Raw genomic sequence first — 23,743 nt, forward strand, 5'->3', positions numbered from 1 at the left:
GCCAGGGGTTGTTTTTTTCATATTAGTTGGCGTAGAGTTTGCCCACTGTGTTTGCATGGGTCGCTTGGAACCTGGACCTGGGCAGTAGCTGAAGTCGTTATGCTACAACCCGTTCGACGTCTCTTACTTTCCTGCAACCCAGCCCAGTACTCTTTCATGTGAAAGGGGCTGTCATTAATTTTAGCGTCAAAGGAAAGAAGAAAATGTCCCAACGTCAGAGCGGTACCGTCAAGTGGTTCAACGACGAGAAAGGGTTTGGTTTTATCACGCCGGAGAGCGGTCCGGATCTGTTCGTGCATTTCCGCGCCATTCAGGGCAACGGATTCAAGAGCCTCAAGGAAGGCCAGAAAGTGACCTTCGTTGCTGTGCAAGGCCAAAAAGGCATGCAGGCTGACGAAGTACAAGCAGAAGCCTGATCCTTCCTGCGACAAAAAGCCCCTGATATGACATCAGGGGCTTTTTTATGGGCGCGATTCCGTAAACTGCGTTTTTTCTTCCGAGAGCCCTGCCATGCCCAACCCCCTGCTAAGCCCCCAGGGCGAATTTCCCGCTGTTGGCCTGGGCCGTCGTCTGGCAGCGATGTTCTATGACTTTTTGCTGTGCACCGCCCTGCTGATCGTCACCGCGTTTATCTACAAGCTGGTGTGGATCGCCTTCGTCGGCGAAGCAAAAATGCGCACCCTCACCGAATCCGGCGCACTGGACGGTGACCCGTTGCTGTCGACAATCCTGTTGTTTGTGCTGTTTGGCTTCTTTGCCAAGTTCTGGACCCATTCGGGGCAGACCCTGGGCATGCAGGTGTGGGGCGTGCGCGTGCAGAACGCCGACGGCTCACGCATCAGCCTGTGGCAGGCGTTGTTGCGCTTTGTGGTGTCGATTGCGTCGTGGTTGTGCGTGGGGCTGGGGTTTATCTGGTCGTTGTTCGATAAGAACAAACGCAGCTGGCATGACATCTATTCGGACACGCAACTGGTGCGGATTCCGAAGCAAAAGAAGTAACCCCAGCCAAGTGACGATCTAAATGTGGGAGGGGGCAAGTCGAATCGTCGCACCGCCCCTCCCACATTGTTGACCGAGCCAGTCTCAGGTCACGCGTTGCCGGCCAGTTTCAGGCGTGCCGCCTGGGTGAAATCCAACATGCGCTTGAGCGGGCGCACCGCCTGCGGAATCACCGACGGCTCGACGAAGATCTCGTTGCTGCCCTCGCGCAGGCACTGCAGCGTGCGCTCCAGCGTGTTCATCGCCATCCACGGGCAATGTGCGCAGCTGCGGCACGCGGCGCCGTTGCCGGCCGTCGGCGCTTCGATAAACACCTTGTCCGGGCACAGCTGCTGCATCTTGTAGAAGATGCCGCGATCGGTCGCCACGATAAAGGTCGTGTTCGGCAAACGCTGCGCCGCCGCGATCAACTGGCTGGTTGAGCCTACCGCGTCCGCCAGTTCGATCACCGATGTCGGGGATTCGGGGTGCACCAGGATCGCCGCGTCCGGGTACAACGCTTTCATGTCTTCCAACTGCTTGGACTTGAACTCTTCGTGGACGATGCACGCACCGTCCCACAGCAGCATGTCGGCCCCTGTCTGGCGCTGGATGTAAGTGCCCAGGTGCTTGTCCGGGCCCCAGATAATGGTCTCGCCGTTATCCATCAGGCTTTCGACGATTTCCAGCGCGCAGCTGGACGTCACCACCCAATCGGCCCGCGCCTTGACCGCCGCCGAGGTGTTGGCATACACCACCACGGTACGCTCCGGGTGCTGGTCGCAGAACGCCGAAAACTCATCCACCGGACAGCCAAGATCCAGGGAGCATGTGGCTTCCAGGGTCGGCATGAGGATGCGTTTTTCAGGGGTGAGGATCTTGGCGGTCTCGCCCATGAAACGCACGCCGGCGACCAGTACGGTCTTGGCCGGGTGGGCGGCGCCGAAGCGCGCCATTTCCAGGGAGTCGGAGACACAGCCGCCGGTTTCTTCGGCGAGGGCCTGGATCACCGGGTCACAGTAGAAGTGCGCCACCAGCACCGCGTCCTGAGCCTTGAGCTCGGCGGCGATGGCGGCGCGCAGGCTTGCCTCTTCGTCGGCGCTGAGGGCCTTGGGCTGCTTGGCGTCGAGGTGGGCTTGAACCAGTAGGCGTTCGGAAATATGCGTCATGTTCGCAAGACCTGCAGGCGCAGTTGCGCGAAAGTCGAGTGTACCACCGGCTCAGGAGCCCTACGGGCGCCGCCGGACGAAGTGAGTGTGTTCATCAAGCACGGTTGAAGCTGCGCAAGGCTACAGAATATCCAATGGTTTCAAAAGCCTAATCTGGCATTCGAGGGTAAGTCTATCGGGCAAAAAAAAAGGAAACCCCGTGTTGGGGTTTCCCGTTTTTTCATTGCACCCTCAGTGTGCCAGGGCGGACGGATCTTCCTGCAACATCACCGATTCATGCAGGGTCGTCAGGGCATCCTTCAAGGTGGACTCTTGTAGCGCATCCTTGGACTTCCTGCTCTCCTTGGCCGCGTATTCCAACAGCACCAGGTAGTCACGCTGAGCCGAGGCTTGTTTGGGCACGAAGCTCTCATCCACCCGCTTGCCCAGTACGTACTTCTGCGTGCGGGTGGTCTGGCTTGCCTCTTGGGAAACGGAAGCGTTGGTCAGCAGGCCATTCTTGTAGGAAAGATTGGCCGAACTTGTGGCCTTGTCCTCGACTTGAACGTAAAGATAGTTTTGCGAGTTTTGATCGCGCCCCAGGCTCGGGTTTTTACTGCCATCAAGGCCTTTGTGATAGCTGGCCGAGAGGCTCGACTTCTGGTCCTGGGTGATGCTGCGATCCAACGCGCTGGCGCCGCTGACACGGGTTTTCTGCGACACGTTATAGGCAAAACTGTCGATTTCAGCCGGGCGCATCGGGTTGGAGGATTCGCTGGCCTGCCTGATGGACGCCTTGAAGTCGGCCAGGCCGGTCAGCAAGCCCTGGTCGGTCGGGTTGAGGGTCAACGCCTCAGCAACGCCGGGGCCCTGGGGATAATTGCTGTTCATGGCGCTGAACGCGTCCTTGAACATCGTCATCAGTTGCGCCTTCGCATTGCCACGCTCCTGAACCCGATCGAACTGTGCCAGGTAGCTTTTCAGCGCCTTGGCCTGTTGCTGGGCGTTGCCCAGGATCGCCGCGTTTTTCAGGTCCACGGACAGGTCCAATTCGCCGTCCGGACCGCTCATGCGTGTGCTGCGGCTTTGACTGTCCACATGAAAGGCCAGGGTCTGGTCCTGCCCTGCCGAGGTTTTCAGTTTGGCGTTGAGGTCAACCGAGGCCAGCACCTTCGAGTCGACCTGAGTCAAGTTGCTTAAATCAAGCCTGGGCGGCATGGCGGTAAGCCCATCTACCGCCGCCTGGAACGCACTGCCCAGTTGACCCACGGCCTTGAGTTCGTCGGCGGTCAACTCACCCCCATCCACGGTGGCCTGCACGCCCAAGCCATCGCTCTGGCTGGACAGGCTGAAGGTGACGGTCTTGCCGCTGGCCGTCTTGATACTCAGGCTGACCTGGTTGTCGGCCTTGCTGTGCAGCAACGACTGGTCGATTTTGAGCTCGCCGGCGTTGTCCGCACGATCGGCGCTGGCGTAGAGCACTGACTGGGAAATGTCCCTGCCGTCCTTGGCGAACTGCTCAAGCAAGCCTGCGCCCAGGCCATTGAAGCGGCTGGCTGTGGACAATGAATTGAAGTTGGTACCCATCGTTTTGCCGAGCGCGTTCTGGCTGTCGCTTTCCCAGGCACGTACGCTTTCGTGACCCGGTAACTGTCCGCGGCGCGAATAGGTATCGGCGAATGTGTCGGAGACGACATTGCCCAGACTGACCACTGAGGAGGGACGCGCAGAGAGGGTGTCGCTGCTTTGTATCGGCGTCGCGGCAACGCTCTCTGGTCGGCGAACAATGAGGGTATTGGCAGCAATGGGTGAAAGAGTGGTCATGAGACGATCCATGTCTTGAACTGAACAGGCTTTAATTTAACCAAGACAGAGATCGATTGACAGCCCATTAATAGCAAACGCCAGGTCAAAAAAACGACACGCACTCATTAACCGGGCATTGGAAACGGTAAGTCACCGATAACAGTGACAGGCAGGTGTGATTTCACAAGGCAAAAAAAAACCCGGAAATCCTCACTTGCGTGGGCCTTCCGGATTTTCTAAACCGCCAAAAATGGTGGGTCGTGTGGGATTCGAACCTACGACCAATTGGTTAAAAGCCAACTGCTCTACCAACTGAGCTAACGACCCGCTGTGTGGTGGCGCGTATAATACTGATTTCTAAGGATTATTCAACACCTTATTTTAAAAAAACCAGAAATAACGCGTCTGGGCCGTCATAGCGGCTGTTTGCACGCCCTCTCAGCGCCCCGGTTCGTCGTTCCACAGGTACTTGTGCAACTGCAATTGCAGGCGCACCGGCAGGTTGTCCGCCACCACCCAGTCCGCCAGCTCGCGTGCATTCAGGTCGTGATGGCTTGGGGAAAACAGCACCTCACCCGCACGGCGCTCCAGGCCATATTGGATCAGCTTGGAGGTGGCCCAGTCATAATCGTCGCGGGAACAGATGACGAACTTGACCTGATCGTTGGGCGTCAGCAGTTCGATGTTCTCGTAGCGGTTGCGGTGCGCCTCTTTGGAGTCCGGGGTCTTGAGGTCGACCACTCGGCTGACCCGCGGATCGACAGCGGAAATATCCAGGGCGCCGCTGGTTTCCAGGGACACCTCGTAGCCGGCGTCACACAGTTGCTTGAGCAAAGGGATGGCGTTGGGCTGGGCCAACGGCTCGCCGCCTGTTACACAGACGTAGCGCGGCTTGTAACCGGCCACCTGCTCCAGGATGTCGTCGAGGGTGCGTATAGTGCCGCCACTGAAGGCGTAGGCGCTGTCACAGTACTGGCAACGCAACGGGCAGCCGGTCAGGCGCACAAAGACTGTGGGCAGGCCGGCGGTGCGCGTTTCACCCTGTAACGAGTAAAAAACTTCGGTAATGCGTAGTGTGTCTTGCATAGTCGCCACGGGCGTAACAGCTGAACAGGCTGTCCGCCTCCGTCAGGCACTTCAAGGAACCCCGCCAACGCGTGGGCCCCAAGGAGCGTATTTCATAAAAGGGCGTGGATTCTAACGAAAAAACCCGCGCCAGGCGCGGGTTTCTTCTAAACGGGCGGCATCGCTTACAAGCGCTGCAGGTCCCGTTGAGCCAACTGGGCAGCGGAAGTACCCGGATATTGGGCTACGACCTGCTGCAGAATGCCTTTGACCTTGTCGGTATGACCCAGGCGGCGTTCTACGTCAGCGAGCTTGTACAGCGAATCCGGCACCTTGGCATGCTTGGGATACAGTTGGCTGACCTTGGCAAACGCCTGGCCCGCGCCCTGCAAGTCACCCTTGGCCAGGTTGACCTCGCCCAGCCAGTATTGGGCATTGCCCGCGTACTGGCTGTTCGGGTATTTGCGCAGGAACGCGCTGAATGCCTGGCTGGCTTTGTCGAAATCCTTGGCTTTGATCAGGTCGAAGGCTGCATCGTAATACAGTTTTTCCTTCGCCGGATCACCCGGTTCGCTGCTGGCGGCAGGGGCTTGGCTGGCAGCCGCCCCCGCTGCCGCACCACCGATGGCCGCACTGGGCGCGCCACCGGCAGAAGAATTATCAGGAGTAGCGGCAGGTGCAGCACCGGCTCCTATACGTCGATCAAGATCCTGGTAACGTTCCAGGCCTTCTTGCTTGAGCTGGTTAACCTGGTTCTGCAGCACTTCAATGGCGCCTTGTTGCTGCGCGATTTGATCCTGCATGCGTTGCAGCTGGTTGAACAGCTCGCCCTGTGCCGAGGGCGCGGCCGTAGCCGCTCCCCCAGCATAGGCGCCGTTCGTGCCATAACCCGCTGGCGGATAACTGCTCCCGCTATTGTTATAGCCAGAGTTGCTATCCGTTACAGGAACCGCAGCCCACACCGCAAGCGGTGCGAAGCTGAGAGCCAATACAGTTAGAGCACGACGGCACGTTCGCATGACGAATTACTTACGCAGTTCGACGCGACGGTTTTGAGCCCAGGACTGCTCGTCGTGGCCAGTAGCAACTGGACGCTCTTTACCGTAGGAAACCAGTTCCAGTTGGCCTGGAGCAACACCTTGCAGTACCAGGTAGCGCTGAACGGCTTTCGCACGACGCTCGCCCAGTGCCATGTTGTACTCACGAGTACCACGTTCGTCAGTGTTACCTTCCAGAACAACGCGAGCGCCGTTAGCTTTCAGGTCCTTGGCGTGAACGTCCAGAGCGCGCATGGCTTCTGGTTTCAGGTCCGAACTGTCGTATTCGAAGTAGAAAGTGGTGATAGCGCGCAGAGCAGCTTCTTCGCTCAGGGAACCGTCAACGGCACCCGAGTTAGCGCCGTAACCAGCGTTTGGATCAACAGCTGCGCCTTCACCGGCATTGTCGCCGCCTTTGGACGAGCAACCAACGGCTACGGACAGAGCCAGAGCCAGAGCAGCAAACTTACCAAACTTCAGCATTTCCATCGTGAAACTCCTAATGAACCCCAGTGTGTTAAGCAAATCTTTTTGTAGCGCCGCGTCAGTTCAGGTAAGGGGACCAGGATGGTTCTCTGACTTCGCCTTGTGCGGTAGGAAGCGGGAGCCTTACGCGTCCATTAATGGACACGAGCATCAAGACTCCCCGGCCCTGCTGGCGGGTGGCGTAGATTACCATGGTGCCGTTGGGCGCAACAGTGGCTGACTCATCAAGGTTGGTATCTGTAAGGATTTTTACGGTTCCACGCTGCAAATCCTGGGCCGCAACCCGGAAATTAGTGAAACCATCCTGACGGTGAATCATCACCAACGTCTTTTCATCGGCCGAAAGCTTCGGATTGGCGTTGTAGTTACCAATAAAGGTCACACGCTCCGCACCACCACCGCCCACGCTTGTTTTGTAGATTTGTGGCTTGCCGCCGCGATCGGAGGTGAAGTAGATGGTCGAACCATCCTTGCCCCAGAACGGTTCGGTATTGATACCCGGGCCACTGGTGACGCGAGTGATCTGGCGCGAAGCCATGTTCATCACGTAGATATCCGGGTTGCCGTCCTTGGACAGCACGAACGCCAGGCGCGAACCATCCGGCGACCAGGCCGGCGCACCGTTGAGGCCTTCGAAGTTGGTGATCTGCTCACGACGGCCGGTATCGATGTGCTGGACGAAGATACGCGGGCGCTTCTGTTCGAAAGACACATAGGCGATACGCTTGCCGTCCGGTGCGAAACGCGGCGACAGGATCGGCTCACGCGATTGCAGCAAGGTCACGGCCCGCGCACCGTCGTAGTCCGAGCGCTGCAGGGTGTAGCGCGTGTTGTCCACGGAGAAACGCTCAGCCGTTACATACAGTAGACGTGTGGAGAACGCACCTTTGATACCGGTGAGTTTTTCAAACGACTGGTCCGAGATGTAGTGGGCCATGTCCCGCAGTTGTTCGGCGGTGCCCGAGACGCTGCCGGTCAGGACCTGCTGCTCGGTGGCCACGTTGAACAAGGTGTAGGTGATCTGCAGGCGACCGCCGGCCGGCGTGATGTTGCCGACCATCAGGTACTGGGCGCCCACGGCTTTCCAGTCACGGAACACAACTTCGCTGGCCTGGTTCGGCTGGCTGATCATGTTGCCTTTCGGAATCGGTGCGTAGTAGCCGGAGTTGCGCAGGTCGTCGCTGACGATCTGGGCCATGTCATCCGGCAGCACGCTGCCGCCCTGCCAACCGAACGGTACAACGGCGATCGGGGTGGCCCGATCACTACCGCTGGTGACCAGGATGTTCTTTTCATCCGCCGCCGCTATCCCTGCCATACAGCAAATAACGACAAGCATTCCTCGAAGAAGGTTTCTCACAAGGCTAGATCCTCAGGTGTGAATGTCATCTTGAATGAACGATAGGGAGCGAAGTCGCTTGGTTTCATTCCCTGCATCTCGGTCAACCGGCCAATGTTCTTGACCGCGGCAACTGCCGAACTGTCGAACGATGGATCGCCACTGCCCTTGGCCACGCTGACCGAAGTCACCGTACCGTCCGGCAACATGCCGATCTGTAGCACTACTGTCATGCCTTTGCGTGCCGAAGGTGGACGTGTCCAGCCTTCCGCTGCCCGCGCCCGAATCAGGTCGTCGAAACTGCCCGCGACTTCATCGCCACGTTCATCGGCCAAGGCTTGCTGACGCTGCGGCGTGTCGGAGAGCAAATCCGCCAAGGCCTGGGCCTTTTTCTCTTCGGCGGATTTACGCGCTGCTTCCTGGGCCTTTTTCTTGGTGGCATCGGCGGCAGCTTTCTTCTTCGCGTCGTCGGCGACTTTCTTTTTCGCCTCGTCTGCTTCAGCTTTTTTCTTGGCGTCTTCGGCGGCTTTCTTCTTCGCGTCTTCGACTATCTTTTTCTTGGCTTCTTCAGCGGCCTTTTTCTTGGCCTCTTCCTCGGCAGCCTTTTTGGCTTCTTCTTCGGATTTCTTCTTGGCTATATCAGCCAATTGTTTCTCTTCGGCTTTTTTCGCTTCGGCAGCTTTCTCGGCTTTCTTGGCTTCGTCAGCCTTTTTCGCCTCGTCAGCCTTCTTGGCTTCATCCGCCTTTTTCGATTCCTCGGCCTTTTGAGCCGCCTCTTCTTTCTTTTGTTCCGCAGCAGCCTTCACCGCTTCCTGCTCGACCTTCTTCTGTTCCATCTGTTCGACTTCAGTCTGGCGCGCAGCCGACTTCTGGGCCTCACCCGCAATCTTTTGATTGGTCTGGGTGGTGGCCTGACTTTTCGATTTCAGCTGATACAGGGTCGCCTGCACGATCGGCTTGGCCGGCGGCAGATCCGGGGTCATGGCAAAGCTGACGAACAGCATGCCAAACACCAGGATGTGCAGGGCAATTGCCCAGACGCTAGGCCAGAAGTAGCTTTCCGAGGCGGACGGCTCTCGCTGTTGCTGCATCAGGGCGCCTCGGTAATCAAGCCAACGTTACCCACGCCGGCCTTCTGCAGCCCGCCCATGGCGCCCATGACGGAACCGTAGTCGACCGACTTGTCGCCGCGGATGAACACCTGGGTGTGCTTGCCGCCTTCGTTGCCGGAGCGAATGATCTTGGTCACCGCATCGGTCATCGCCGGCAGGGTCAAGGCCTTGTCCTGCTGCTTCTGGGTGTCGACTTCGCTGCCGAGGTTCCAGTAGTAGGTCTTGTCTGCCTTGATCGAAATGGTCAGCACCTGGGTGTTGTTGTCCTGAGGCAAGGCTTCGCTGGATACCTTGGGCAGGTCAACCTTGACACCCTGGTTGAGCATCGGCGCGGTCACCATGAAGATCACCAGCAGCACCAGCATCACGTCGATGTAAGGCACTACGTTCATCTCGGCGACCGGCTTGCGCTTGGTTCGAGCTCGAGTGATTAAAGCCATCGGGGAGTACCTGCTTATTCTTCGCTGGTGTGCACTTTACGGTGCAGGATCGCCTGGAATTCATCGGCGAAGGTGTAGTAACGGCCAATCAGGTTTTCGCCGCGTGCGGCAAAACGGTTGTAGGCGATAACGGCCGGGATCGCGGCGAACAGGCCGATCGCGGTGGCGACCAGGGCTTCGGCGATACCCGGGGCCACGGTGGCCAGGGTGGCTTGCTGCGCCTGGGCCAGGCCACGGAAGGAGTTCATGATCCCCCAGACGGTACCGAACAGGCCGATGTACGGGCTTACGGAGCCGACGGTGGCGAGGAACGGCAGGCTTTGCTCCAGCTTCTCTTCTTCGCGGGAAATGGCGACGCGCATGGCGCGGGCCACGCCTTCCATCACGGCTTCCGGGTCAACGCCTGGCTGCTGGCGCAGGCGCGAGAATTCCTTGAAGCCGGCACGGAAAATCTGCTCGACGCCCGAGTCCGGGTCCGGGTTGCTGCCGGCCTGGCGATACAGCTTGGACAGGTCGATACCCGACCAGAAGCGCTCTTCAAAGCTCTCCAGGGCACGTCGACCGGCACGCAGCAGGTTGCTGCGCTGAAAAATCATGACCCAAGAGGTAACCGATGCGGCTACCAGGATCAGCATGACCAGTTGAACCACAACACTGGCATTGCTGACCAGGCTCCACATGGAGGAATGGTCGACGACGGTAGGTTCCACGCTAAATCTCCTGCTTTGATTGTTTACCCGCGCCGCTCACGGCGGCAAAGGCCGCACGTAGAGTTTCGGGAATGGCCCGAGGTTTCAAACTGTTGGTGCGCACACACGCCACCAGGAACTGCCCCTCACAGAGCAGCGTTGCATCCGTGGCCCGCCTGACCTGCTGCTTGAAACGCAGGCTGGCACGGTTCAATTCGATTACTTCAGCGCTGACCAGCAGTTCGTCGTCCAGTCGCGCCGGTGCGTGGTAACGCGCCTCGCTGGAATGCACGACGAACAACAGGTCCTCTCCCGCAAGCGTGGACTGGGCAAAGCCCAGCTCCCGTAGCCGCTCGGTTCGAGCCCGCTCCATGAACTTGAGGTAATTGACGTAATACACGATGCCGCCGGCATCGGTGTCCTCGTAATAAACGCGACAGCGATGTGCGAACGACTGATCCCCGTTTTGCGCGCGCATACTCTAGTGCTTACTCCTGAGGTTGCCAATCCGGATCGGCAACTGTTTTTGCATTCTCGAAGACATTTCCTACGACTGAATGACGACGCCCGACACTGGGACAGCACAAACCTTGAATAAATCGACGCGCGTCGCCTTTTTAATCGTCCACTGCATCGAGAAATTCGTCTACCACGGGCATCTCACCCAATCGTGACGGAATGTTTAGCCCAAAGTGCAGATACGCATGGCGTGTCACCACCCGGCCCCTTGGCGTGCGCATGATGTAGCCCTGCTGGATCAGGTACGGCTCCAGCACATCCTCGATGGTATGGCGCTCCTCGCTGATGGCCGCCGCCAGGCTGTCGACGCCCACCGGGCCACCGTCGAATTTCTCGATCATGGTCAAGAGTAGACGCCGGTCCTGGTGATCGAAGCCATGCTCGTCCACATCCAACAGGTTCAACGCCAGGTCGGCCACGGCCTTGGTGATATGCCCCTTGGCCCGCACTTCGGCAAAATCACGCACCCTACGCAGCAAACGGTTGGCAATACGCGGCGTGCCACGGGCACGACGGGCGATTTCAAACGCGCCTTCGGGGTCCAGGGGCAAGCCGAGAATGCTCGCCGAACGGCTGACGATGGTCGCCAGGTCCGCTGTGCTATAGAACTCCAGACGTTGAACAATGCCGAAACGGTCTCGCAACGGGTTGGTCAACATGCCCGCGCGCGTGGTTGCGCCCACCAGCGTGAACGGTGGCAGGTCGAGCTTGATCGAGCGTGCCGCCGGGCCTTCGCCGATCATGATGTCGAGCTGGAAGTCTTCCATGGCTGGGTACAGCACTTCTTCGACGATCGGCGACAGCCGGTGAATCTCATCGATAAACAGCACATCGTGCGGTTCGAGGTTGGTCAGCAACGCGGCCAAATCGCCTGGACGCTCCAGCACCGGGCCGGAGGTGGACTTGATCGACACGCCCATTTCCTGGGCAATAATGTTGGCCAAGGTGGTTTTACCCAAGCCCGGCGGGCCGAAGATCAACGTGTGGTCCAGGGACTCGCTGCGCCCGCGCGCGGCCTGGATGAACAGCTCCATTTGCTCGCGCACGGTGGGCTGGCCGATGTAGTCGGCCAGGCTCAGGGGGCGAATGGCGCGGTCCTGGACTTCTTCACGGTCACGCGGGCCGGTGGCGGCGATCAGACGATCAGCTTCAATCACTTAAATCATTCCCTTCAGGGCTCGGCGGATCATATCTTCACTGCTCAGGTTCTTGTCCTTGATGGCCGACACGGCCTTGCTGGCTTCCTGCGGCTTGTAGCCCAGGGAGATCAGCGCACTGACCGCATCGCTTTCGGCGCTGGCGACCTGGCCCGCCGGCATGTCCGGCTGGTTCGGCACCAGGGCGAACATGCTCGGCACCACTTCCCAGGCTTTAAAGCGGTCCTTGAGTTCCACCAGCAGGCGCTCGGCGGTTTTCTTGCCCACGCCCGGCACCTTGGTCAGCGCCGAGGTGTCCTGGGCCGAGACGGCACGCACCAGTTCGTCCACTTCCAGGCTCGACATCAAGGCCAGGGCGAGTTTCGGCCCTACGCCATTGAGGCGAATCAACTCACGGAAGAAGTCGCGGTCACGCTTGCCAATGAAACCATAGAGCAATTGTGCGTCTTCGCGCACCACCAGGTGGGTGTGCAGCGTTATCGGCTCGCCGACCGACGGCAGGCGATACAGGGTGGTCATGGGCACTTCCAGCTCATACCCCAGCCCGTTCACATCCAGAATCAGGTGCGGCGGCTGTTTTTCAGCCAGGGTGCCGCGCAAGCGTCCAATCACGGTTCAGATCCTTAAAACTTGGGGTCAGATCAAGGCCTGACCCGACATAACGATTGCGCTGATGCTATCAGAGACGCAGCCGCCCGCCACGACTGCGTGCCGTGCCCAAGCCATGTGGCAGCAGGCTGGAACGGGTGTGCGCATGGCAAATGGCGATGGCCAGGGCGTCGGAGGCGTCGATCTGTGGCTTTGAGGTGAGCTTGAGCATGTGCATGACCATCATCTGCACCTGTTCTTTATTGGCCGCACCGGTGCCGACCACGGCCTGCTTGACCTGGGTCGCGGTGTATTCGGCGATTTCCATGCCCTCCTCGGCTCCGGCGACAATCGCCGCGCCACGGGCCTGACCCAGTTTCAGCGCCGAGTCGGCGTTCTTGGCCATGAATACTTTCTCGATGCCCATGGTCACCGGGCCGTAGATCTGGATCACCTCACGCACACCGCGATACACAATCTGCAAACGCTCGGCCAGCTCGCCCGCGCCGGTACGGATGCAGCCCGAGGCGACGTAGACGCAGCCGCGCGGGGTGTGTTGCACCACGCCAAAACCGGTGATGCGCGAACCGGGGTCGATACCTAGGATTAAAGTCATAACGCCTGCGGGTTGGGTAAACACATTTTTTGATACACAGAAGATCCAATGTGGGAGGGGGCAAGCCCTAATGCCAGTCAGTTAAGGCTTTGAAGGGGTAAAAAGCTCCCTCGCCACAGATACAGTGTTGTCCCTTAAGTGACTGGCATTAGGGCTTGCCCCCTCCCACAATTAATCCACATCGCACTTCAGCCTAGCTGTTCGGCCACTGACTCTGGAATGTCGGCATTTGAATACACGTTCTGTACATCATCCAGGTCTTCGAGCATATCCAGCATTTTCAACACCTTCTGCGCGCCGTCCAGGTCGAGTTCGGCACTGGTGGTCGGCAGCATCACGATTTCCGCGTCGGTGCCCTTGAAACCGGCGGTCTCCAGGGCGTTACGTACCGCATAGAAGCTGGCGAACGAGGTAAACACATCGATGGAGCCGTCGTCGTTGGTCACTACGTCGTCGGCATCGGCCTCCATCGCCGCTTCCATCAGGGCGTCTTCATCGGTGCCCGGCGCAAAGGAAATCTGCCCCTTGCGTTCGAACAGGTAGGCCACCGAACCGTCGGTGCCGAGGTTGCCGCCACATTTGCTGAACGCATGGCGCACGGCGGCAGCGGTACGGTTGCGGTTGTCGGTCATGCACTCGACCATCACCGCCACACCGCCGGGGCCGTAGCCCTCGTAGGTCAGCTCGACCATGTCGTCGGTGTCGGCCGCGCCGGCGCCACGGGCCACGGCGCGATCGATGATGTCGCGGCTCATGTTGGCGCCGAGGGCCTTGTCCAGCGCCAGGCGCAGACGCGGGTTGGAGCCTGGGTCACCACCGCCCTGGCGAGCGGCGACGGTCAGCTCGCGGATCCACTTGGTGAAAATCTTGCCTTTCTTGGCATCCTGACGCTCTTTGCGGTGCTTGATGTTCGCCCACTTGGAATGGCCAGCCATAACACAACTCCGAAATTCTTATAGAAACCTTATCAATCCCGCCCCAAGCGGGATGCACCCCTTGTAACGCAAAGGCGCATCCGAAGATGCGCCTTTTTGACTGCCTACAATCTTACTCGCGCTTTCATGCAGCAGCCTTACTCAGCCTTCGGCGTCTCGCGCAGACGGATGTGCAGTTCACGCAGCGCCTTGGCATCCACTACACCCGGAGCCTGGGTCATGACGTCCGCGGCACTCTGGGTTTTCGGGAAGGCGATCACTTCACGGATCGACTGGGCGCCGGTCATCAGCATGACCAGACGGTCCAGGCCAAACGCCAGGCCACCGTGCGGCGGTGCGCCGTATTTCAGGGCGTCGAGCAGGAAGCCGAATTTCTCTTCCTGTTCCGCTTCGTTGATGCCCAGCAGGCGGAAGACCGCTTGCTGCATCTCTTTGCGGTGGATACGGATCGAACCGCCACCCAGCTCGGTGCCGTTGAGCACCATGTCGTACGCACGGGACAGCGCGCCTGCCGGGTTGGCTTCCAACTCGGCCGGGGAGCACTTCGGCGCGGTGAACGGGTGGTGCAAGGCGCTGAAGCTGCCGTCGTCGTTCTCTTCGAACATCGGGAAGTCAACCACCCACATCGGCGCCCATTCGCAGGTCAGCAGGTTCAGGTCGTGACCGAGCTTGATGCGCAGCGCGCCCAGGGCCTCGCTGACGATCTTGGCTTTGTCGGCCCCGAAGAACACGATATCGCCATCGACCGCACCGACGCGATCGAGGATCGCGTTCAGGTTGTCCAGCGGGATGTTCTTGACGATCGGCGATTGCAGGCCGTCAACACCGTTGGCGCGCTCGTTGACCTTGATGTACGCCAGGCCCTTGGCACCGTAGATGCCGACGAACTTGGTGTAGTCGTCGATCTGCTTGCGCGGCATGCTCGCGCCGCCAGGCACGCGCAGGGCGGCGATGCGGCATTTAGGATCATTGGCCGGGCCGCTGAACACCTTGAAGTCGACTTCTTTCAACTGGTCGGCCACGTCCACCAGTTCCAGCGGGTTACGCAGGTCTGGCTTGTCGGAACCGTAGCGGCGCATGGCTTCTTCGAAGGTCATGTGCGGGAAGTCACCGAATTCCAGGTCCAGCACTTCCTTGAACAGGTTGCGGATCATCTGCTCGGTCAGGCCCATGATCTCTTTTTCATCGAGGAAGCTGGTCTCGATGTCGATCTGGGTGAATTCGGGCTGGCGGTCGGCGCGCAGGTCTTCATCGCGAAAGCACTTGGCGATCTGGTAGTAACGGTCGAAGCCGGCCACCATCAGCAGTTGCTTGAACAGCTGCGGCGATTGCGGCAGCGCGAAGAACGAACCGGCGTGGGTACGGCTCGGCACCAGGTAGTCACGCGCGCCTTCCGGGGTGGCCCGGGTGAGGATCGGCGTTTCGACGTCGAGGAAGCCGTTCTCGTCGAGGAAGCGGCGGATGCTGGTGGTCATGCGCGAACGCAGGCGCAGCTTCTCGGCCATTTCCGGACGACGCAGGTCCAGGAAGCGGTAGCGCAGGCGGGTTTCTTCGCCCACGTCGGAGTATTCGTTAAGCGGGAACGGCGGGGTTTCCGACTCGTTCAACACTTCCAGCTCGTAGCCAAGCACCTCGATACCGCCGGAGGCCATGTTCTTGTTCACGGCACCGGCCGGACGCAGGCGCACCTTGCCGGTGATCTTCACCACGTATTCGCTGCGCACGCGGTCGGCGGCGGCGAAACTCTCGGCGCGGTCCGGGTCGAACACCACCTGGGCCAGACCATCACGATCACGGATATCGAGGAAGATCACCCCGCCGTGGTCGCGGCGACGGTGAACCCATCCGCAAAGGGTAATTTCCTGACCTTCCAGGGTCTCGTTCAGTTGGCCGCAATAGTGGCTGCGCATCATGGTCGTGGTTTCACTTCTCGTAATTCGAAATTCGGTGGCAGGCGTGCCTCGTCACCGTACAGTTAAGCAGGGGACGGATAATGCAGGAGCCTGCGCGTTGAGTTCAACTCAGTCTGCTTTATCGCCGCCCGCCAGATTCTTCTTGGAGCCGGTCTTGAAGTCGGTCTCGTACCAGCCGCTGCCGCTCAGGCGAAAGCCCGGCATGGACAAGCTCTTCTTGAGCTCAGGGGCCTTGCAGGCCGGGCAATCGACCAGCGGCGCTGCGCTGATCTTCTGGATGGCTTCCAACTGATGACCACAGGAAGCACATTGATAATCGTACATGGGCATGGCGATGTCTCGGCGATCAGATCGTTACTGCGCCACGCCGGCCCCAAAGGTTGAGCACATGCGCGGCAAAGCGCGGGATTATATCTGGTAAATCGAGGCAGCGCAGCCGGCTTTCTGACCGGAGCCTTGCCCGCCTGTGCTGCGAGCCGGCCCCGGAGCGCCCCGATTACTCGGGGTTGGGCGAGGCGACACGGCCTGTGAGGACGTGAACCACGCACACCACCCTGACCAGCCCACTGAAGTTCTTCACCCCGCCGTAACGCAAGTGCACTTCCCGATCGACGTAAGACAACAACGCGCTGACTGAGCACGCGTTGATCCTGGCGATTTCCGTGAGGATATTCCAATAGATCTGTTCGAGCCGCAGGCACGTTGAAAACCCGTTGAGCCTGACCGATCGAGACAATGGCCTGGCCAGTCCCATGTCGAACCCCTTGCTGAAAGGATCGACTTTTATCTTATGAAAACCACAGGCTTCCATCACTCCATTACCTACTGCGCGTGACATACACCTGACACTCCATTGCCAAACAGCTGCCCATGGGTTGCTCCCATTGGGCGGTGAACCTATAAAACAGCAGGAAGCGAGGGCACAGCCAGAAGACGCGGAGTCGATAGTTGTAGGACAACGCCAGGAAACACGGAGAAACAAGCGAGCGGCATCAGGACGACACCGCTCAGGCGCAAGCCTTACTTGTCTTCGAGCAGGGAGCGCAGCATCCATGCGGTTTTTTCGTGAACCTGCATGCGCTGGGTCAGCAGGTCGGCGGTGGGCTCGTCGCTGACCTTGTCGAGCAGCGGGAAGATACCGCGCGCGGTACGCGTGACCGCTTCCTGACCCGCCACCAGTTGTTGGATCATTTCTTCGGCACTGGGCACGCCCTCTTCTTCCTTGATGGACGACAGGCGGGCGTAGATCGAATAGGCACCCGGCGCCGGGAAGCCCAGGGCACGGATACGCTCGGCAATGGAATCGACCGCCAGCGCCAGCTCGTTGTACTGCTCCTCGAACATCAAGTGGAGTGTACGAAACATGGGGCCGGTGACGTTCCAGTGGAAATTGTGGGTCTTCAGGTACAGCACATAAGTATCGGAAAGCAGACGCGAAAGCCCGTCGACGATGGATTTGCGATCTTCTTCACTGATACCGATATCGATTGCCATGTTTATCCCCTTCAATTGAGCAACATTCATTGACCAGGTGCCGCCCCACTCTAGCAAGAGCGCCGGCAATGCGCAGCCCGACACACCCAGGCGACGTGCGGCAAATCGTCCGCACCTGTCTAGGACAAGCGTTTGCCCTGGAAATGCCCGAAGCCTCGCAACGCCCGCAAAGGCTTGATTTGAGTAGGCACGGCCTTTGCTGTTAAATAGGCAGCGTGTCGCCGTCGTTAATGTCCACGGCAAGCGACATAGGCTGATACCCGTGCACGTGCCCAGCGCCTCCCATTGTTCAGAAGCGAACCGTGCCAGTCAGCTCTTCCTTGTGATCCGTCTTAACGTGAGTTAATCAAAATGTTGAAAATCGTCCACCTGCTAACGGGCGTTGCAGCGTTGCTGCTGTCCTTTATCCCGAGCCTGCAGCCTGAAAGCCTGCCCTACCTGCAACAACATGATGCTTTGTACCTGGCCTTGTTCGGCCTTCTCAACCTGACGCTCGCCCCGGTAATCCCTTACTGGAACAAAGGCACCCGTCATCAACTGCAAAACCTGGTCAGCGCGCTGCTGGTACTGACCGTCGTTGTACAAACGCTCACCCTCCTGGCACCCATGCCTGAAGTCGGCGGCCACCCGGCCATCCTGCTCAGCCTGGTGATCGCTGTGGTCGCCATCGTTCTTCACCTGGCCATCAGCTTCTACCGCTCGTCCCCGGCGGCCGCGTCGCAAACCTACGACATGACCAATCGGGATACCGGTACCGTCAAGTGGTTCAACACGTCCAAAGGCTTCGGCTTTATTTCCCGTGATTCGGGCGACGATATCTTCGTCCACTTCCGGGCCATTCGCGGCGAAGGCCATCGCGTCCTGGTGGAAGGCCAGCGCGTGGAGTTCTCCGTGATGAATCGCGACAAAGGCCTGCAAGCCGAAGACGTGATCGCGGCACTGCCGCGTCGCTGATACCCGCCTTCGCAGCAAAAAAAACCGCGATCCAGCGCTGACTGGATCGCGGTTTTTTATTGCACGCCGATCAATAGTGCGGCGGCGGTGCTTCTTCTTCGGACGTCTCGAACTGGCCGCCCATTTCTTCCTGGCGCTTGAGCAGCGCGGTCATCTGCAGTTGCAGACGTTCAACCGCGCGTTGCTGGGCAACCAGAATGTCATTGAGGGTCTCGATGGTGTCGTCCTGAAAAGCCAGGCGGCTTTCCAGGTCGGTAACGCGTGCTTGCAGGTCCATGATTCAGCCCTGGGTAAATTTGAAATCGGCGGGCAGCAGCTCGCGCAGGCGTGCACGGATGCCCGCCACTTGCTCGTCAGTATACGGCCGCGCCGGGTGCTTGCCCCACACCGGTGCCGGCCAGGCGGCGTCATCGCGCTTGCGTACGATCACATGCACATGCAATTGGCTGACAACGTTACCCAGCGCACCAATGTTCATCTTGTCGGCGCCCAGGCCTTCGTTCAGCAATTGCGCCAGGGTCGTCGTCTCTTGCCACAGTGTTTGTTGATCTGCGACACCCAGCTGAAACACTTCGCTGATACCGTTGATACGCGGCACCAGAATGAACCAGGGGTAGTTCGAGTCATTGGACAGCAGCAGGCGGCACAGCGGGAAGTCCCCGAGGACCAGTGTGTCTTGTTGCAGGCGTTGATCTAGGGCGAACACCGCGGGCACTCCATTCGGCAGGTCAGGTTCAGGGCCCAGCATACCGTTGAATGCCCAAGGCTTCACGGCGATTGCACACACACCTGCGCAATTGGATAAAAAATCTGCACCCTTTCGATGCAGATCGTTATTTGAGCTACGCTAACTCGGGCCTCACCGGGATGCACCAAAATGACCCACTTGTGCTTCAAAGAGAACCGCCGACTACCCACTCAACGGGGTGGACCGGTAACGTTTTTCACCGGAACAGGTTTTTCGCACGTGCGAACAGAAGTAACACGTGGGCGTCAAGCCCAAACCAAACGGCGTAAAAAGCCCGTGTTTATGCGGCTTTTACAGGACCATCACATTTTTCACGAAAAAATGACATTTGATTACCGGTTTGGGCGCGCTTGTTGCATTCACCCCGCTATCGTCGGCAACGACACCCAGCGGGAAGCAGGTGTTACGCGATAAGAAACAGCAGCGTTTCAATGCAGATCAAGGAAGGATTCAAACTTCGAAAGGCGTTTGAAACAGTATTGAAGTTGTCAGCCCGGCTACACTCGGGCTGTGAATTTGCGACACGGAGCTAGCAGTTTACGACAGCCTCGTAAAGAAGCTGAAAGGAAAGATGGGTAAGTATCGTCAATAGAGCCGGCGTGATATAACTTTGCGCCGACACAAAAAAGAAAGAGCCGCCCAGATAAAAATACAGGTGGGACGGCAGTACTCTTCCGAAAACCAAAGGAGCAAATCACGATGCGCGTGATGAAGTGGAGCATGATCGCCCTGGCTGTTTCAGCAGGCACCTCGCAGTTCGCAATGGCGTCCTCCCAGGACGACTCCAAGGGTTTCATCGAAGATCAGAGCCTCACGGCCAAGACTCGCATGGAATACATGAACCGTGATTACAAGAATGGGGCGAGTAACCCTTCTTCGGGCACAAGCGGCTATCGTCAAGATACCGGTATCAGTGAGTTGCTCCAATACAAGTCCGGCTTCACGCAAGGCACCGTTGGCGTTGGCCTCGATGCATTCGTCATGGGTTCGGCCAAGCTGGACGGCGGTTCGGGCCGTCGCGGTAACGGCCTGTTTGCCAACGACAGTGATGGCAACCCTGAAAAGACTCAGTCCAAGGGCGGCGCAGCCATCAAGTTCCGCATTTCCGACACCGTCTTGAAGTATGGTCAGCAAACCGTCGCCAGCCCTGTGTTCTCGACTGACGACAGCCGTCTGCTGCCTGAAATCGCTACCGGCACCATGATCACCTCCACTGAAATCAAAGGTCTGGAGCTGAGCGCAGGTCGTTTCACCGCCCTGAGCAAGCAAACCGGCATGGGGCGCGACAGCATCGGTGGTGTTTCCGATGGCTTCGACAACGGCAAGGGCCTGACTGCAGCCAACATCTTCGGCGCGACGTACGCATTTACCGATAGCTTCACCGGTACTTTCGCGGCTTCCGACGTTGATCAGTATTTCAAGAAGCAGTACGTCAACCTGAACTACACCCTGCCGATGAGCGACACCCAGTCGCTGAACTTCGACTTCAACGGCTACCGCACCCGCGGCGACAAGCGCGGCGACCTCGTCGACATGATCGGCGACGGCACCACCGGGGTCGACAACAACGTGTGGAGCTTGCAAGCCGCCTATAGCGTCGGCGCGCACAAGTTCACCCTCGCTCACCAACGCTCCAGCGGTGACAACGGTTACTACTACGGCGTGGACGGCAACGGCACGGTCTTCCTGGCCAACTCCATCCAGATCTCCGACTTCGTGGGCAGGGAAGAACGTTCCTGGCAAGCTCGCTACGACCTTAACATGGCGACCTACGGCGTTCCTGGGCTGAGCTTCATGACCCGTTACGTCAAAGGCGACAACATCAAGACCAACGGTCTGGGTGAAGGCAAGGAAAACGAGTGGAACGCCGAGTCCAAGTACGTCATGCAAAGCGGCCCGGCCAAGGATCTGTCGTTCCGTCTGCGCTTCGCCATGTATCGCTCTAACGGCGCCTACAGTGGCTACTCGGCCGACAACAATGACACCCGTCTGATCGTTGAATACCCGCTGAGCATCTTGTAATAACCGCGAGTTCCATCCCGGTTAAATACAAATAAAAAACCGCGTACCTTTTGAGGTACGCGGTTTTTTTATTACAACAGAATGACAATTCAACCATCTTAACTAAATAGCTAGCAAACTATCTTTTAGCCTTGACTCGAAACTTGATTCATCGGCCAAGTTTACCATCGAGAATTATTGCTAATTACTTGGCAGACGTTTCCTGCACTACACGAATAACCCGCTGCGGGAATGGAATATCAATCCCCGCCGCTTTCAAACGATCACGCGCCAGCTCATTAAGCATGAACATTACATCCCAATAATCCGGGGTGTTGGTCCAGCAGCGCAGGGAAACCGTGATCGAGCTGTCGCCCAAGGTCGAAACCACCGCCACCGCAGCAGGATCGGTCAATACGCGTGGATCCTTGGCCAGCTCCAGCAACACTTCACGAGCTTTTTGCAAATCCGCCTCATAATCCACGCCCACGTCAAACACCACCTTGCGGGTCGGCTGACGGTTGGTGTTGGTGATGATGCCGTTGGACAGGCTGCCGTTAGGAATGATCACCGTCTTGTTGTCACCGGTGCGCAGCACGGTGTGGAAGATCTGGATGCTGTCGACGGTACCCGAGGTGCCCTGCGCTTCGATCCAATCACCAATGCGAAACGGGCGGAACAACAGAATCAGCACGCCACCGGCGAAATTCGCCAGGCTGCCTTGCAAGGCCAGGCCGATAGCCAGGGTCGCCGCGCCAATCGCGGCAACGAACGAGGTGGTCGCCACACCGATCATCGAGGCCACGTTGACCACCAGCATGACTTTGAGCGCGATATTCGCAAGGCTGGTGATGAAGTGTTGCAGCGCCAGGTCCGCACTGCGCAAGGCCAGCAGGCGACCCACGCGGTGGGTCAATAGGTTGATCAGCCACCAGCCGATGGCCAGGGTGAGCAGCGCCAGCAACACGCGGCTGCCGTATTCCATGATCATCGGGATCCACGACTGTGAGGTCTTGATCAAGTGATCCATTTCAGCGTTTAAATCCATGTAGCTTCTCCTGTGTGGCGGATGTGCGGCTTTATTGACTGCCTAAAAACGCAAATGAGCCCCGTAGGGCTCAAGTGTAGGCACGGATTCTGCGGCGTGGGACGTCAAAAACGCCCGCAGGTTCCGCAAAGTGCCATCAGTCGCGAAAGTTATTGAACTGCAGCGGCATGTCGAAGGTCTTGGCGCGCAGGGCCGCAATGGCCTCTTGCAGGTCGTCACGCTTCTTGCCGGTCACGCGCACCTGCTCACCCTGGATGGCGGCCTGGACCTTGAGCTTGGCATCCTTGATATGCGCGACGATTTTCTTCGCCAGCTCCTTGTCGATGCCTTCCTTGAGCACGGCTTCCTGCTTCATCAGCTTGCCGGAGGCATAGGCGTCCTTGATTTCAAGGCACTGCGCGTCGATCTTGCGCTTGACCAGCGACAGCTTGAGGATCTCGATCATCGCTTCCAGCTGGAAATCGGCTTCAGCGGTCAGGTTGACGGTCAGCTCCTTTTCCTTGAACTCGAAGCTGCCCTTGCCCTTGAGGTCATAGCGACGGTCCAGTTCCTTGACGGCGTTCTCGACGGCGTTGGTGACTTCGTGTTTGTCCAGTTCAGATACCACGTCGAACGAAGGCATGTGATTTCTCCAATATAAGGGGCGGGCTCAGTAGAGATGGAGCGCGCCCGAGCTAAAATGCCGGGGCATTATAGCGGTTCTTTCGTCCCGTTCACCGCTGATGACCCTACGGAGCACACACTGATGTCGACCACCTGGCATATTCTCGGCGCCGGCAGCCTGGGCACACTCTGGGCCACGCGCCTGGCCCGCGCCGGGCTGCCTGTGCGGTTGATCCTGCGCGATGAGGCGCGCCTGGCCAGCTATCAGTCGAGCACGGGCCTGACCCTGGTGGAACAGGGCATCGCCCACACCTACCCGGTGGTTGGCGAAACGCCCGACAGCCCGGAACCGATCCGTCGCCTGCTGGTGGCGTGCAAAGCCTACGACGCGCAAAGCGCTGTCGCACAGCTGCAACATCGCCTGGTGCCCGACGCGGAACTGATCCTGCTGCAAAACGGCCTCGGCAGCCAGGACGCGGTGGCCGCGCAATTACCCCAGGCACGCTGCATCTTTGCCTCCAGCACCGAGGGCGCATTTCGCGATGGCGACTGGCGCGTGGTGTTCGCCGGTCATGGCTACACCTGGCTGGGGGACGCGGGCCACCCCACCCCACCACTGTGGCTGGACGACCTGCACGCCGCCGGCATCCCCCACGCGTGGAGCACCGACATCCTGACGCGACTGTGGCGCAAGCTGGCCCTCAATTGCGCAATCAATCCACTGACTGTGCTTTACCAGTGCCGCAACGGCGAGTTGCAGGACCACCACTGCGAAGTGGCAACCCTGTGCGCCGAACTCGGCGAACTATTGGAATGCTGCGGCCAACCCGCCGCCGCGCAGGATCTGCAGCACGAAGTGGAACGGGTGATCCACGCCACCGCCGCCAATTACTCCTCCATGTACCAGGACGTGGCCAACGCCCGCCGCACCGAAATCAGCTACTTGCTGGGCTATGCTTGCCAGGCGGCCGCTCGTCACCAACTGAAGCTGGCGCATTTGCAGCAGTTGCAGGTGCGCTTGATCGACCTGTTGGCCGCACGCGGATTGCCCCGCGACTGAGGCACGC

27 protein-coding genes and 1 tRNA gene are annotated in these 23,743 nt (G+C 58.9%); 5 read left to right on the forward strand and 23 right to left on the reverse strand.

The genetic code is table 11. The annotated features are described in order from the left end of the window. The first annotated feature begins 203 nt into the window (after positions 1–203). Both PSH66_RS23275 and PSH66_RS23280 read left to right on the forward strand, forming a co-directional pair. Positions 204–416, forward strand: a complete 213-nt coding sequence (locus PSH66_RS23275) for a cold-shock protein (RefSeq protein WP_003175786.1) — start codon at positions 204–206, stop codon at positions 414–416. Between the two features lie 94 nt (positions 417–510). Continuing rightward, entirely contained in the window at positions 511–999 is a 489-nt protein-coding gene (locus tag PSH66_RS23280) for an RDD family protein (RefSeq protein ID WP_003175787.1), read from the forward strand. An 89-nt stretch (positions 1,000–1,088) separates the two neighbouring features. Here the strand turns inward: PSH66_RS23280 and nadA are convergent, their stop codons facing one another. The 19 genes from nadA to PSH66_RS23375 form a co-directional block, all read right to left on the reverse strand. Further along, positions 1,089–2,147 carry a quinolinate synthase NadA gene (gene nadA, locus PSH66_RS23285; protein ID WP_078734469.1) on the reverse strand — a complete coding sequence of 353 codons (1,059 nt, stop codon included), beginning with the start codon at positions 2,145–2,147 and terminating at the stop codon, positions 1,089–1,091. Positions 2,148–2,378: 231 nt separating this feature from the next. Then, positions 2,379–3,950: a lactate dehydrogenase gene (locus PSH66_RS23290; RefSeq protein WP_305427716.1), complete on the reverse strand. Its 1,572-nt coding sequence runs from the start codon at positions 3,948–3,950 to the stop codon at positions 2,379–2,381. A gap of 233 nt (positions 3,951–4,183) precedes the next feature. Continuing rightward, a tRNA-Lys gene (locus PSH66_RS23295) sits at positions 4,184–4,259 on the reverse strand. Between the two features lie 111 nt (positions 4,260–4,370). Continuing rightward, positions 4,371–5,018, reverse strand: a complete 648-nt coding sequence (gene queE, locus PSH66_RS23300; RefSeq protein ID WP_141063342.1) for a 7-carboxy-7-deazaguanine synthase QueE — start codon at positions 5,016–5,018, stop codon at positions 4,371–4,373. A 164-nt stretch (positions 5,019–5,182) separates the two neighbouring features. Beyond that, on the reverse strand, positions 5,183–6,016 hold the full coding sequence (ybgF, locus tag PSH66_RS23305; RefSeq protein ID WP_141063343.1) for a tol-pal system protein YbgF: 834 nt from the start codon (positions 6,014–6,016) through the stop codon (positions 5,183–5,185). A 6-nt stretch (positions 6,017–6,022) separates the two neighbouring features. Further along, the gene (pal, locus tag PSH66_RS23310; RefSeq protein WP_003175795.1) at positions 6,023–6,523 is read right to left on the reverse strand and encodes a peptidoglycan-associated lipoprotein Pal; all 501 of its coding nucleotides are present in this window, start codon (positions 6,521–6,523) and stop codon (positions 6,023–6,025) included. A 55-nt stretch (positions 6,524–6,578) separates the two neighbouring features. Continuing rightward, positions 6,579–7,859 carry a Tol-Pal system beta propeller repeat protein TolB gene (gene tolB, locus PSH66_RS23315; protein ID WP_003175796.1) on the reverse strand — a complete coding sequence of 427 codons (1,281 nt, stop codon included), beginning with the start codon at positions 7,857–7,859 and terminating at the stop codon, positions 6,579–6,581. Between the two features lie 17 nt (positions 7,860–7,876). Beyond that, positions 7,877–8,950, reverse strand: a complete 1,074-nt coding sequence (gene tolA, locus PSH66_RS23320; RefSeq protein ID WP_003175797.1) for a cell envelope integrity protein TolA — start codon at positions 8,948–8,950, stop codon at positions 7,877–7,879. Beyond that, the gene (gene tolR / locus PSH66_RS23325; protein ID WP_160384999.1) at positions 8,950–9,402 is read right to left on the reverse strand and encodes a protein TolR; all 453 of its coding nucleotides are present in this window, start codon (positions 9,400–9,402) and stop codon (positions 8,950–8,952) included. The genes tolA and tolR overlap by 1 nt, the downstream gene beginning before the upstream one ends. A gap of 23 nt (positions 9,403–9,425) precedes the next feature. Then, positions 9,426–10,121, reverse strand: coding sequence for a protein TolQ (tolQ, locus tag PSH66_RS23330; protein ID WP_003175799.1), 696 nt, complete (start codon positions 10,119–10,121; stop codon positions 9,426–9,428). Position 10,122: 1 nt separating this feature from the next. Then, on the reverse strand, positions 10,123–10,578 hold the full coding sequence (gene ybgC / locus PSH66_RS23335; protein ID WP_003175800.1) for a tol-pal system-associated acyl-CoA thioesterase: 456 nt from the start codon (positions 10,576–10,578) through the stop codon (positions 10,123–10,125). A 139-nt stretch (positions 10,579–10,717) separates the two neighbouring features. Continuing rightward, positions 10,718–11,776 (reverse strand): Holliday junction branch migration DNA helicase RuvB, encoded by a 1,059-nt coding sequence (gene ruvB / locus PSH66_RS23340; RefSeq protein ID WP_003175801.1) that lies wholly within the window; start codon positions 11,774–11,776, stop codon positions 10,718–10,720. Further along, positions 11,777–12,388, reverse strand: a complete 612-nt coding sequence (gene ruvA / locus PSH66_RS23345) for a Holliday junction branch migration protein RuvA (protein ID WP_003175802.1) — start codon at positions 12,386–12,388, stop codon at positions 11,777–11,779. 67 nt (positions 12,389–12,455) lie between these two features. Further along, a complete protein-coding gene (ruvC, locus tag PSH66_RS23350; protein ID WP_305427717.1) occupies positions 12,456–12,980 on the reverse strand; it encodes a crossover junction endodeoxyribonuclease RuvC in 525 nt (174 codons plus the stop codon). A gap of 188 nt (positions 12,981–13,168) precedes the next feature. After that, entirely contained in the window at positions 13,169–13,915 is a 747-nt protein-coding gene (locus PSH66_RS23355) for a YebC/PmpR family DNA-binding transcriptional regulator (protein WP_141063344.1), read from the reverse strand. Positions 13,916–14,052: 137 nt separating this feature from the next. After that, positions 14,053–15,828, reverse strand: coding sequence for an aspartate--tRNA ligase (aspS, locus tag PSH66_RS23360; RefSeq protein WP_021491234.1), 1,776 nt, complete (start codon positions 15,826–15,828; stop codon positions 14,053–14,055). A gap of 108 nt (positions 15,829–15,936) precedes the next feature. Beyond that, positions 15,937–16,158 (reverse strand): FmdB family zinc ribbon protein, encoded by a 222-nt coding sequence (locus PSH66_RS23365; RefSeq protein WP_003175806.1) that lies wholly within the window; start codon positions 16,156–16,158, stop codon positions 15,937–15,939. A gap of 166 nt (positions 16,159–16,324) precedes the next feature. Beyond that, positions 16,325–16,666 (reverse strand): ribbon-helix-helix domain-containing protein, encoded by a 342-nt coding sequence (locus PSH66_RS23370; RefSeq protein WP_003175807.1) that lies wholly within the window; start codon positions 16,664–16,666, stop codon positions 16,325–16,327. A 182-nt stretch (positions 16,667–16,848) separates the two neighbouring features. Further along, complete coding sequence (locus PSH66_RS23375) at positions 16,849–17,322, reverse strand: Dps family protein (RefSeq protein WP_003175808.1); 474 nt, start codon at positions 17,320–17,322, stop codon at positions 16,849–16,851. A gap of 351 nt (positions 17,323–17,673) precedes the next feature. Between PSH66_RS23375 and PSH66_RS23380 the strand changes: the two genes are divergently transcribed. Next, positions 17,674–18,276: a cold-shock protein gene (locus PSH66_RS23380; protein WP_078734478.1), complete on the forward strand. Its 603-nt coding sequence runs from the start codon at positions 17,674–17,676 to the stop codon at positions 18,274–18,276. Positions 18,277–18,346: 70 nt separating this feature from the next. On the opposite strand, the gene PSH66_RS23385 is transcribed toward PSH66_RS23380, so the two are convergent. Continuing rightward, positions 18,347–18,553, reverse strand: coding sequence for a SlyX family protein (locus PSH66_RS23385; protein WP_003175810.1), 207 nt, complete (start codon positions 18,551–18,553; stop codon positions 18,347–18,349). A 3-nt stretch (positions 18,554–18,556) separates the two neighbouring features. Continuing rightward, on the reverse strand, positions 18,557–18,982 hold the full coding sequence (locus tag PSH66_RS23390; protein ID WP_003175811.1) for an HIT domain-containing protein: 426 nt from the start codon (positions 18,980–18,982) through the stop codon (positions 18,557–18,559). A gap of 741 nt (positions 18,983–19,723) precedes the next feature. Between PSH66_RS23390 and PSH66_RS23395 the strand changes: the two genes are divergently transcribed. Beyond that, positions 19,724–21,046, forward strand: coding sequence for an OprD family porin (locus tag PSH66_RS23395; RefSeq protein ID WP_141063345.1), 1,323 nt, complete (start codon positions 19,724–19,726; stop codon positions 21,044–21,046). Between the two features lie 184 nt (positions 21,047–21,230). On the opposite strand, the gene PSH66_RS23400 is transcribed toward PSH66_RS23395, so the two are convergent. After that, positions 21,231–22,073, reverse strand: coding sequence for a mechanosensitive ion channel family protein (locus PSH66_RS23400; protein WP_305427719.1), 843 nt, complete (start codon positions 22,071–22,073; stop codon positions 21,231–21,233). Positions 22,074–22,209: 136 nt separating this feature from the next. Further along, positions 22,210–22,695 (reverse strand): YajQ family cyclic di-GMP-binding protein, encoded by a 486-nt coding sequence (locus tag PSH66_RS23405; protein WP_003175814.1) that lies wholly within the window; start codon positions 22,693–22,695, stop codon positions 22,210–22,212. A 123-nt stretch (positions 22,696–22,818) separates the two neighbouring features. Here PSH66_RS23405 and PSH66_RS23410 point away from each other — a divergent pair, with 123 nt between their 5' ends. Continuing rightward, positions 22,819–23,736, forward strand: coding sequence for a putative 2-dehydropantoate 2-reductase (locus PSH66_RS23410; RefSeq protein ID WP_305427720.1), 918 nt, complete (start codon positions 22,819–22,821; stop codon positions 23,734–23,736). Positions 23,737–23,743 lie beyond the last annotated feature (7 nt).

The organism is Pseudomonas sp. FP597 (assembly GCF_030687435.1).
Taxonomy (GTDB): domain Bacteria; phylum Pseudomonadota; class Gammaproteobacteria; order Pseudomonadales; family Pseudomonadaceae; genus Aquipseudomonas; species Aquipseudomonas lactucae.